This window comes from Xenorhabdus sp. NBAII XenSa04 (genome assembly GCF_963866145.1).
Lineage (GTDB): Bacteria > Pseudomonadota > Gammaproteobacteria > Enterobacterales > Enterobacteriaceae > Xenorhabdus > Xenorhabdus indica.
Genome location: NZ_CAWMEB010000429.1, coordinates 1 through 11,746, shown reverse-complemented (window position 1 = coordinate 11,746; position 11,746 = coordinate 1). Strand labels below are relative to the sequence as shown.

Below are 11,746 nucleotides of genomic sequence, written 5' to 3'. Positions count from 1 at the left end.
TAAAATTAACGACGACCGTCGGCGATAGCAGAAACAGCTTTGATTTCTGCAGCTTCTTGCTCCTGCTGCTCTTGACGTTCACGAACATCAAGAATTTTATTATTAATAAGACCTTGCTCGATTTCACGCAGAGCGATAACAGTCATCTTATCGTTTTCTTCTGGAACAAGAGGATCTTTTCCACCTACCTGCAATTGGCGTGCTCGGCGAGCAGCGACCAACACCAGGTCAAAACGGTTACCAATTTTTTCTACTGCGTCTTGAACAGTTACGCGTGCCATATGTGTGCTACTCCACAGATAAATAAATGACTGGGCATAATACTGAAACTTAGTTCAGTCTGCCAATAATTTGCTGATTAACGCATCATGTCGTTGAGTCTGCCTTTCTAATCGCAGACGTTCGGAACGAATAATCGATTGTAAATCGGCCAGTGCTGTATTGAAATCATCATTGATGATGACATAGTCATACTCTCCATGATGTTCCATTTCTGCAACAGCTTGATACATTCGTTTAGCGATGACTTCTTCGCTGTCCTGACCACGGCCACGCAGACGGCGGAGTAATTCTTCCCTTGAAGGAGGAAGAATGAAAATGCTACGAGCCGCAGGCATTTTCTGACGGATTTGCTGTGCACCCTGCCAGTCAATATCAAGAAAAACGTCAACACCACTAGCGAGAGTATCTTCGATAATTTTGCGGGAAGTACCGTAATAGTTACCAAAAACACAGGCATGTTCCAAGAATTCATCATGGTTAATCATATTTTGGAATTCATCGACTGTGATGAAATAATAATGTTCACCCTGATTTTCGCCAGGGCGTGCCGGACGAGTTGTATGTGAAACAGAAACCTGAGTGTCATACAAAGGCTGGGTTTTTAATAAAGCCTGAATAAGGCTTGATTTACCTGCTCCACTTGGGGCAGAAACAATATATAACGTTCCTTGACTCATGCTGATTTCTTGACTGATTGGGGTATTAATAAATGCAAGCGCAGGAAGATAAATCCCACATAGTATACACGGATACGCTAATCCATGCAGCGTTACAATACATGTCAACGGGCATTTCAACAAAATTTTTTCTTAACAAACAGATATTCAAGCAATATTTTTCGAAACAATTTCAGAAAAAATAAACGGTTGCAGAAATTGCATCATTATTTTTCGAAACACTTCGCAAACTCCTTTCTTCTATCTTGGTATAAGCCAAATTTCTTTTTATTCTCTGCTCGTGTTTAAGGGACATATGGAGCAAGGATGCTTAATTTTCTGATTATAATTTTGGTATTGCTGTTTGGAATGCCGATGGGATTAGCAGATTGTTCGGCTTGGCCAAAGGAAAAACTCCAGCTTGAAATAGAACGCTTGACACCACAGATAGCGAAATGGGATCACCTTTATCGTCAACAGGGAATCAGTGAAATAGATGATGAGATTTATGATCAACTATTGGAAACCTTAACGCACTGGCAGGATTGTTTGAAGCAGAAACAAGACAATACCCTTGCTGTACCAGCCTTATCAAATAAGACAGTATCGGACAAGGCTTCTGTGATAGATAAATCATTCTCACCGGTGGTGCCACATAAGGAGGGTCTAACTAGCGAAAGACAGTTTCACCCCGTCCAGCATACAGGCTTGCATAAACTAAAAGGAATAGAGGAAGTTCGCCGATGGTTACAAGGACGCTCAGCCGTTTGGGTACAGCCCAAAATTGATGGAGTTGCAGTTACGTTGGTTTATCAAAATGGTCTCTTGGTCGGATTAATCAGCAGGGGGAATGGTGCAGAAGGAACAGATTGGTTGGATAAAAGTGAATTTATTTCCAGTATTCCTAAACAGATAGAAAATGCACCGGATCATATGGTGTTACAGGGAGAACTCTTTTGGCAACAGAATAACCATCGTCAATCTATTGCAGGTAGTCAGAATGCACGCAGCAAGGTAGCAGGGTTGATGATGCGTAAAACTCCTTCATCGGAACTCAGCCAAATAGGGATATTTATATGGAGCTGGCCGGATGGGCCAGATGAGATGGCAGTTAAACTAGAGAAACTGACATCAATGGGATTTCCCGTTACACAGCAATATAGCCATCAAATTTTCAGTGCAGAAGATGTGGAGAAAAAGTGGAAAATGTATTTTACCCATCCTCTCCCTTTTGCCACAGACGGTGTTGTTTTAAGGCAGGAAACTGAACCTGCTGGCAGACAATGGCGTGCTGGTTCAAACAGTTGGTCGATTGCGTGGAAGTATCCTTTGCAACAGAAAATGACAACAGTAAAAGATGTTCAGTTCAAGATAGGTCGGACAGGAAAAATATCTGTTTTACTAGAGCTGGAAAAAGTGCAATTAGACGATAGACAGATTAATCGTGTTCATATTGGTTCAGTAAGACGTTGGCAGCAATGGGATGTTTATCCGGGAGATAAAGTGACTGTAACACTGGCGGGGCATGGCATACCAAAACTCGATAAAGTGGTATGGCGCATTGCGGAACGTCAAAATATTCAGCCTCCTAATATGCAGCAGTTTCATTCGCTCAGTTGTTTTGTATTGAATAACCAAGATTGCCAACAACAGTTTATTGCTCGTCTGACATGGATGGGAAAAAAGTTGAAAATGAAGGGTGTTGGACAAGGTATATGGGCTGCTTTAGTAAGGGATGGACGGGTAACACATCTGGCGGGCTGGTTGGCATTGAATAAGAAGCAACTTGCTGAAATACCTAATATTGGCTCTAAACGTGCGGCGCTAATTTTCACCCAATTCCAGCAGGCACAAAGACAGTCAGTCTCATTATGGCGTGAAGCGATAGGGATGCCTTATGCCAATAGATTTATGGATGAAGTAAATCAGTACAGGGATGTACAATTATCAGAAACAAGAATCGGCAGTACTTTAACAGCAAAACAAAGAACAAAAATTGAGGAGTTTTTACAATACCCTGAAGTTAAAGAACTGGTTGAAGCATTAACGTTACAAGGAATTAATATTAATGTGCATGGAATGGCTTTGCATGACGTTGATTTACATGCAGTACCTTCACAGGAAGCGGTTTTTTTGCCGTAGTTCTCTTTGTCGGGAAGTTGGGAAATGTAGAACGGGAAAATGCAGAAAAGAAATCGGTAGACAGGTAAACATGCAAGAGCGAAGGAGCAAGCACTTGCTCCAAACGCCCAGATTAATATCAATGGTCAGCACCATCATAATTGAAGATAGGTAATCCAAGACGATAGCGAATAGCAATCAAACGGGCGGTTAGGCCTGTGATAAGGGTGATGATAATTACGCTGTTTGGATGCAGTGGCGTCTGTAGTAACGCGATATATAACCAAGCAGCCGCAAAAGAGACACCAGCGTAGATCTCTTTCTGGAACACTAATGGAATGGTGTTACAAAACATATCGCGCAGTACTCCACCAAAAACACCGGTAATAACAGCGGCAATGGCGGCAATGATTGGGCTGTAGTGCATATCCAATGCGATTTGTGCGCCAATAATTGAAAAAACAATTAAACCAATCGCATCAAGAATAAGAAATAAACGTCGAAGGTGTTTCATCATTGGGGCAACCCAAATGGTGACGACTGCGGCGCAGGCAACAGTCACAATGTATTCTGGGTTTTTAACCCAACCAAGCGGATAGTGGCCCAGAATAATATCACGAACGGAACCACCACCAATGGCTGTTACAGAAGCAATAATAATTACGCCGAACACATCCATTTTTCGACGACCTGCGGCTAAGGCACCTGTCATGGCTTCAGCCGTGATACCAATGATATAAAGGACACTGAGTAGCATAAATTTTAATTAAATGAAATATAACGTGAAGTAAAGAATAATGCTGAAATAATAACGTCTCGATTGAAATTTTTTAGTTAAATTTTAATAGCATTAGTTTTTATTATCCGAAACCTCAATTATTAAGGTAGGAAAATGATTTTTAAGGAACGTCAGATTACATTCGACAACCGTAGCCATCAGATAACTAATATAAATATCTGGACCCCTGATAGCCAGTGGTTAGTCTATGATGTACGTCCTAACGGGGCAGACTTTACTGGCTTAACGATAGAAAAAATTCATATAATTAATGGACAAACAGAGATTATTTATCAGGCAAAAGACGGTGCGCATGTTGGTGTTGTAACAGTTAGTCCGCAGGAACCTACTCGTTATGCGTTTATTCATGGCCCGGAAAATCCCGATGCTCACTGGCAATACGATTTTCATCATCGCCGTGGTGTCATTGTTTCCGATATTCAGCCAAATGTTACTGTTAATATTGATGCGTTGGACATTACCTCACCTTATACAGCCGGAGCCTTGCGTGGTGGTACACACGTGCATGTTTTTAGTCCTGATGGCAGCCGTTTAAGCTTTACCTATAACGACCATGTTATGCATGAGTTGGATCCTGCACTTGATTTACGCAATGTAGCGGTCGCTATTCCACTAAGAGCGGTGATATCAGCCAAAAAACATCCAAGAGAATATGATGGAAGCTATTTTTCGGTGGTAGTGAGCCGCACTACAGCATATCCACACCCTGGTAGTGATGAGATCAATCGTGCATATGAAGAAGGGTGGATTGGGCAGCAGGGTTATCTTAAAAAGAATGGGCAATGGCAGCGTTGGGCTCTGGCTTTTATTGGTGATACATGCGCTGAAAATGGTGAAAAGATCCCTGAAATTTACCTTGTTGACCTACCTGAGCATGATGAAGATTATGCGGTTGAAGGTAACCAGCCATTAACCGGAACGGAAACGACCTTACCTGCACCACCTGCGGGAGTGAAACAGCAACGTTTAACATTTACCCACCGTAATCGTTGGCCGGGAGTGGTCAGTACTCCCCGTCATTGGTTAAGAACATCTCCAGATGGCAATAAAATTTGTTTTCTGATGAAAGATGATAAGGGAACTATCCAGTTATGGTATGTATCCCCAAAAGGGGGAGAACCAATACAGGTCACGCATAATGCATATGACATACAATCTGCATTTAACTGGGATAGCCGGGGCCGATTTATTGCTTTTGTCTGTGATAACAGTGTCATGCTTTGTGATAGCCAAAATGGTGAAGTTCAGCGGCTAACGGCACGTACTGACCTTGCTCCATGTGCAGATGCAATAGTGATCTCACCTGATGATCGACATGTTGCTTTTATGCGCGACATTAATGGCTATCGTCAGATCTTTATTGTCGAGACAGGCATCGCTGCACCATCTTTGTGCAGTAACGATGCCTGAAAAAACATATGAAGACGATTTTCAGCACAATGGATACTGGTAGAGTTGGGATTGATAGAGCAATGAAGAATCTGTCCGCACCATTTATGGGCTCATCTGATATCTGTTGTGTATGAGTTGAATTTTTTCCAGTTTTTCAACACGAAGCTTAGGTGATTTTCTTGTTTGATCCTGATTTGAGAAAGCATAATCATAAGGGAGCAAAAGAGTATCTAACAGGGCTGATAAGGGTAGATCTACTGCGAGCAAAGGTTTCAGAAACCATCCCGTTTTATCATCTTTTAACATGTTAATATTAGCCTGTGCCCCAGAATAATATCCTTGATTGGGGCCACTATGTGTCATGATACTGGAACAGCCTGTAAGCAGAGACCATCCAAGTATAGTAGCGGATAATAGAAGCAGTTTACTGTTTTTCATCATTTCTATTCCATGAACCCAATGAGTTAATTTGCCGATATCCAAGTTCTTATATCTACTTTAGCGTTACTTTTCCTAATCATAAAGATAACTCTATATGATTATTTACTATAGTCAGGTTATATTCAGTTTGCTATAGCGCTTATTGTTAAATGCAATAATTTTTTTCGTCAGAAGATTTTTAAATTTTTTTATATTTTTATTTTTTTAATAAAAAGTTAATAAAAAGTAAGAACATATATAAATTATTACTTGTAAATCTATCAACATTATAAGCAATTACTCAAATGAATATTTTTCATTGCTTAAATTAGTCACTGAGTTTGAGGAAATAAGGTTTGGGCATTAGGTGTAGATGACTACTTTCTGTGAGATGTGAGGGATTAAAGACAATGTTAAATAATTAGGCATATGTGTTTCATTCATTAAATGTGCTTTAGATCACATAATACGTGGCAATCATCTTAATTTCACCTAGTAGAGGCAATTTAAAGTTAAAAAATCTTATCTATTCAGGCCATTAGATTTTTTATTTTCTGGTTAAATATGCCGAGTTCAGGGAAAGTGTATAAACAAGGATTGTTTTCCTTTCCTGCTATGTGTGAAGAATTCTTTTGGGATTCTAATAACTACTGTCCTGTTCTCAGGTAAAAAGTCCTCGTTATCATTTTACTCCCTCACCTTAAATGAGGGAGCTTTTTTATTATTTTGATTAGCGATCTGTTTCTTTATGAGCGATTTCAATTTCTTCGGATAAAATTCGAACACCTTCTTCGATTTTCTCTAAATCAGGTACATAGTTCATACGCATACATTGATGGGCGTGAGGCCAGTTGTGTTCCAAGCCAGGGAAAAAGTAGTGTCCCGGCACCATCAACACTTTTCGTTTTTTTAATCGCTGATAAAGGACTTCTGTCGTAATAGGCAGATTTTTAAACCATAACCAGAGGAATATTGCTCCTTCTGGTTTATGAATAAGGCAGTGTTCTTCTGACATATAACGGCGGATGATCTCAATTACGCGATCTACCCGTTTCTTATAAAATGGCTGAATAACATTCTGGGATAAACGGAACAGATCATTACGGCGGATCATTTCCAGCGTAATAGCAGAGCCAACCCCGCCTGGTGCCAGACTAATAACGCCATTCATGTTACTGACAGCATGGATAATTTTCTCAGTAGCAATGATGATTCCACAGCGAGTACCCGGTAGCCCCAGTTTGGATAGGCTCATGCATAAGATAATATTCGGATTCCAAAGAGGCGTTGCATTACTGAATACAATACCTGGGAACGGTACACCGTAGGCATTATCGATCAGCAGAGGGATTTGGTGTTGCTGTGCCAACGCATCCAGGCGCAGTAATTCTTCATCAGTGATGACATTACCTGTTGGATTAGTTGGACGGGAAACACAGATCAAGTTGATATCTTCAGAAATATTCAGATGATCAAAATCAACCCGATATTTAAATTGGCCATTGGGTAGTAATTCAATATTGGGTTTATTGGCAACAAATAAACCTTCATCCAGGCCAGAATCAGAATAGCCAATATATTCGGGTGCAAGAGGAAACAGAACCCGTTTCATTGAACCATCTTCAGCACGTCCCGCTAATAAATTGAACAGGTAGAAGAAGGCGCTTTGGCTGCCATTAGTCAGGGCAATATTTTGTGGGTGGATTTCCCAACCAAGTTTTTCTTGTAATTCTTGAGCCAATGCTGCGATTAAGGTGTTTTTTCCCTGTGGCCCATCATAGTTGCACAGTGTTTCGGTCAATTGACCGTTTAACGCTAGATCTGTCAATAGTTGTTGGAAATAGTCATCCATTTCAGGAATATGAGCAGGATTACCACCACCTAGCATAATCGCGCCGGGTGTTCTCAAACCTTTGTTGAGATCATTCATCAGGAGAGTAATTCCTGAATCTTGCGTGAACTTGTTTCCGAATTGAGAGAATTTCATAACAGCAGCTATGTCTTTTTTGTAGGATAAGATGACACCATACCCCGCACCTTATTACATTGTCACCTGTTTTTATGCATTGATTTTCAGTTTTTCGGTTTTCAATTTTTCGACATTTTTAATTTTCCGACATAGACAGTTTGCGATGTGATCATCGACTAAACCCGCAGCCTGCATAAAGGCATAACAGGTAGTGCTGCCGATAAATTTAAATCCGCGTTTTTTCAGTGCTTTTGAGAGTGCATCAGAATGGTCGGTTTTGACAGGCACTTCTGCCCGTGTTTTCCAGTGGTTAACTTGCGGATCGTTATCAACAAATTGCCAGATAAACTCACAGAAATCTTCTTTCTGTTCGGCCATTTTCAGGTACGCACGAGCATTATGAATAATGGCATTGATTTTAGCGCGGTTGCGGACAATAGCAGGATCTTGCATCAGTTTCTCGACATCATCTTCATCCATTTCAGCAATTTTGACAGGATCAAATTGATGGAAACATTTTCGATAACCCTCTCGTTTTTTCAGAATGGTGAGCCACGATAAACCTGCTTGTTGCCCTTCAAGGCAAATCAATTCGAAAAGCTGTAGGCTGTCTTTTAGCGGTTTACCCCATTCATTGTCGTGATAAGCCAGATAATCAGGATCAGATGTAACCCAGCCACAGCGAGTTATTTCCTTATTCATGAATTGCACGTCTCCACAGATAATGGTGAATAATTACGCTAATTTTATCTGTATAAATATACAAATAAAGTGGCAAGGGTAAGATTTTTTTATACTGTGACAAAATTGGGCGTGATCAATGCTGTATATCTTACAGTCAGAAGGTATACTGAACGCTTTCGTTTAAATTCATATGTATCGCGTGCGAATTCAACATGCAAAAGTTTGATACCAAAACCTTTCAGGGGATCATCCTGACATTACAGGATTACTGGGCGCGTCAAGGCTGTACCATTGTCCAACCATTGGATATGGAAGTCGGCGCAGGAACTTCTCACCCTATAACCTGCTTGCGTGCTTTGGGGCCGGAGCCTATTGCCGCAGCTTATGTGCAACCATCCCGTCGTCCAACTGATGGGCGTTATGGTGAAAACCCAAACCGGCTCCAGCACTACTACCAGTTTCAGGTTATCATCAAGCCATCTCCAGATAACATCCAGGAGCTTTACCTGGGTTCCCTGAAAGAGTTAGGGCTTGATCCTACCGTTCATGATATCCGCTTTGTTGAAGATAACTGGGAAAACCCGACATTAGGTGCTTGGGGACTGGGATGGGAAGTTTGGCTGAACGGCATGGAAGTGACCCAGTTCACTTACTTCCAACAGGTCGGTGGTCTTGAATGTAAACCAGTCACTGGCGAGATTACTTATGGTTTGGAACGTCTGGCAATGTATATTCAGGGCGTAGACAGTGTGTACGATCTGGTGTGGAGTGATGGTCCGTTGGGTAAAACCACGTATGGCGACATTTACCACCAGAACGAGGTTGAGCAGTCTACTTACAATTTTGAACACGCTGATGTCGATTTCCTGTTTACCTGCTTTGAGCAATACGAAAAAGAAGCGCAGGAATTACTGGCGTTGGAAACTCCACTGCCACTTCCTGCTTATGAGCGCATTCTAAAAGCGGGTCACACCTTCAACTTGCTGGATGCCCGTAAAGCGATTTCCGTGACTGAGCGTCAGCGTTATATTCTGCGCATCCGTACTCTGACCAAAGCAGTTGCTGAAGCTTACTATGCCTCCCGTGAGGCGCTTGGCTTCCCTATGTGTAACAGAAAATAAGAGGCCATCATGACTCAACAGACTTTCCTTGTGGAAATCGGCACCGAAGAGTTGCCACCAAAGGCACTGCGTTCATTGGCTGAATCCTTTGCGGCCAATTTTGAAGTAGAACTGCAAAATGCCAATCTGGGTCATGGTGAAGTTAGCTGGTTTGCTGCTCCTCGTCGTCTGGCGTTGAAAGTGGCAAATCTGGCGGCGGCACAGGCTGATCGTGAAATAGAAAAACGTGGCCCTGCTATTGCTCAGGCGTTTGATACGGAAGGAAAACCAACCAAAGCAGCGGAAGGTTGGGCACGCGGTTGCGGTATTACCGTTGATCAGGCTGAGCGTATGGTAACCGATAAAGGTGAATGGTTACTTTATCGTGCTCAGGTTAAAGGCCATGAAGCGAAAGAATTGCTGGCGGATATGGTAAGTAGCGCGTTAAGTAAATTACCGATCCCTAAACTAATGCGCTGGGGGGATAAAGAAACCCAATTTGTCCGTCCAGTACATACCATCACTATGCTTCTGGGTTGTGAAGTGATTGAAGGCGAAATTCTGGGTATCAAATCTGATCGTATTATTCGTGGTCACCGTTTTATGGGAGAGGCGGAGTTTACCATTGATAACGCAGAGCAGTATCCGGCAATTTTGCAGGAGCGTGGTCGGGTCATTGCGGATTATGAAGCGCGTAAGGCCCTGATCAAGCGTGATGCAGAACAAGCAGCGACACAGCTTGGTGGTGTGGCAGATTTGACTGACAGTTTGCTGGAAGAAGTCACTTCATTAGTGGAATGGCCTGTTGTTCTGACAGCAAAATTTGAAGAAAAATTTCTTGAAGTACCTGCCGAAGCGCTGGTTTATACCATGAAAGGCGACCAGAAATATTTTCCGGTTTACGATAAATCCGGCAAATTGATGGCGAACTTTATTTTTGTTACCAATATTGAATCTTCTGATCCTCAGCAGATAATCACAGGTAACGAAAAAGTAGTGCGTCCACGTCTGGCAGATGCTGAATTCTTCTTCAATACTGACCGTAAACAGCGTCTGGAAGATAACCTGCCACGTCTGGAGACCGTTCTGTTCCAGAAACAACTGGGTACACTGCGCGATAAAACAGACCGTATTCAGGCTCTGGCTGGCTGGATTGCTGAAAAGATCGGGGCAGATGTTACTCATGCAACCCGCGCAGGTTTACTGTCTAAGTGTGACTTAATGACTAACATGGTTTTTGAGTTCACTGATACGCAGGGTGTGATGGGAATGCACTATGCTCGTCATGATGGCGAAGCTGAAGATGTGGCTCTGGCACTGAATGAACAGTATCAGCCGCGTTTTTCTGGTGATGATCTGCCATCTACCGGAGTTTCCTGTGCCATAGCGATCGCCGATAAGATGGATACGCTGGCAGGAATTTTCGGCATCGGTCAACATCCTAAAGGGGATAAAGACCCCTTTGCACTGCGTCGGGCCGCGTTGGGTGTGCTGCGTATTATTGTTGAGAAAAAACTGCCTCTCGACCTCCAGACTTTGTCTGAGGAAGCTGTGCGTCTGTATGGTGACAAACTGACCAATGAAAACGTTGTCGATGATGTGGTTGAGTTTATGCTCGGTCGTTTCCGCACCTGGTATCAGGAGCAGGGCTACAGCGTTGATACTATCCAGGCCGTACTGGCACGTCGTCCGACTCAACCGGCAGACTTTGATGCCCGTATGAAAGCGGTCACGCATTTCCGTACATTAGATGAAGCAGTTTCTCTGGCGGCAGCGAATAAGCGTGTTTCCAACATTCTGGCAAAATCAGAAGAGAAGCTGAATGACACTGTTCAGGCTTCAGTGTTGAAAGCAGCGGAAGAGATCCAACTGGCGACTCACCTTGTTGTATTGAAAGAGAAGCTGGTACCTCTGTTTGCAGAAGGTAACTATCAGGATGCGCTGGTTGAACTGGCTTCTTTGCGTGAAGCTGTGGATGCATTCTTCGATAATGTAATGGTGATGGATGAAGATCTGCAAGTAAGAGCAAATCGCCTGACGCTATTGAGTGAACTGCGCGAGTTGTTCCTGCGGGTAGCGGATATTTCACTGCTCCAGTAATTGCTGATAAGTTTTATTGAGTTAGTGTAAGTACCTTTAAAGCTAATTACTATTAAGACAGAGCCTCGCGGATCATAGCGGGGCTTTTTGCTATCTTGAAGATATTACAATGTGTAAACTTTGGACGGAATATCATCAAATAACCACTTATCTTTAAAAAGATATTGACGATCCGTGATGTCGGCAGTAAGATGCGCTTCGTTTTCGGCGAGTAGCGCAGCTT

The 11,746-nt window shown here is 42.4% G+C and carries 10 protein-coding genes; 4 read left to right on the top strand and 6 right to left on the bottom strand.

Features of this window, described 5'->3' with window-relative positions:
- Positions 1-5 precede the first annotated feature (5 nt).
- Positions 6-281, bottom strand: a complete 276-nt coding sequence (rpoZ, locus tag AAC147_RS18075; RefSeq protein WP_047683454.1) for a DNA-directed RNA polymerase subunit omega — start codon at positions 279-281, stop codon at positions 6-8.
- A gap of 54 nt (positions 282-335) precedes the next feature.
- The gene (gene gmk / locus AAC147_RS18070) at positions 336-959 is read right to left on the bottom strand and encodes a guanylate kinase (RefSeq protein ID WP_047683451.1); all 624 of its coding nucleotides are present in this window, start codon (positions 957-959) and stop codon (positions 336-338) included.
- 306 nt (positions 960-1,265) lie between these two features.
- Here gmk and ligB point away from each other — a divergent pair, with 306 nt between their 5' ends.
- Positions 1,266-3,080: an NAD-dependent DNA ligase LigB gene (gene ligB, locus AAC147_RS18065; RefSeq protein WP_052189634.1), complete on the top strand. Its 1,815-nt coding sequence runs from the start codon at positions 1,266-1,268 to the stop codon at positions 3,078-3,080.
- A 118-nt stretch (positions 3,081-3,198) separates the two neighbouring features.
- On the opposite strand, the gene AAC147_RS18060 is transcribed toward ligB, so the two are convergent.
- On the bottom strand, positions 3,199-3,816 hold the full coding sequence (locus tag AAC147_RS18060; RefSeq protein WP_047683448.1) for a trimeric intracellular cation channel family protein: 618 nt from the start codon (positions 3,814-3,816) through the stop codon (positions 3,199-3,201).
- 135 nt (positions 3,817-3,951) lie between these two features.
- Here AAC147_RS18060 and AAC147_RS18055 point away from each other — a divergent pair, with 135 nt between their 5' ends.
- The gene (locus AAC147_RS18055) at positions 3,952-5,268 is read left to right on the top strand and encodes a DUF3748 domain-containing protein (protein ID WP_047683445.1); all 1,317 of its coding nucleotides are present in this window, start codon (positions 3,952-3,954) and stop codon (positions 5,266-5,268) included.
- Between the two features lie 84 nt (positions 5,269-5,352).
- On the opposite strand, the gene AAC147_RS18050 is transcribed toward AAC147_RS18055, so the two are convergent.
- The 3 genes from AAC147_RS18050 to AAC147_RS18040 form a co-directional block, all read right to left on the bottom strand.
- Positions 5,353-5,688 (bottom strand): YceK/YidQ family lipoprotein, encoded by a 336-nt coding sequence (locus AAC147_RS18050; RefSeq protein ID WP_047683507.1) that lies wholly within the window; start codon positions 5,686-5,688, stop codon positions 5,353-5,355.
- Between the two features lie 712 nt (positions 5,689-6,400).
- Entirely contained in the window at positions 6,401-7,657 is a 1,257-nt protein-coding gene (locus AAC147_RS18045) for a valine--pyruvate transaminase (protein WP_047683443.1), read from the bottom strand.
- 72 nt (positions 7,658-7,729) lie between these two features.
- Complete coding sequence (locus AAC147_RS18040) at positions 7,730-8,341, bottom strand: DNA-3-methyladenine glycosylase I (protein WP_047683441.1); 612 nt, start codon at positions 8,339-8,341, stop codon at positions 7,730-7,732.
- A gap of 194 nt (positions 8,342-8,535) precedes the next feature.
- On the opposite strand from AAC147_RS18040, the gene glyQ reads away from it, so the two are divergent.
- Positions 8,536-9,444, top strand: coding sequence for a glycine--tRNA ligase subunit alpha (gene glyQ / locus AAC147_RS18035; RefSeq protein ID WP_038259344.1), 909 nt, complete (start codon positions 8,536-8,538; stop codon positions 9,442-9,444).
- Between the two features lie 9 nt (positions 9,445-9,453).
- Positions 9,454-11,523, top strand: a complete 2,070-nt coding sequence (gene glyS / locus AAC147_RS18030; protein WP_047683438.1) for a glycine--tRNA ligase subunit beta — start codon at positions 9,454-9,456, stop codon at positions 11,521-11,523.
- Positions 11,524-11,746: the final 223 nt, after the last annotated feature.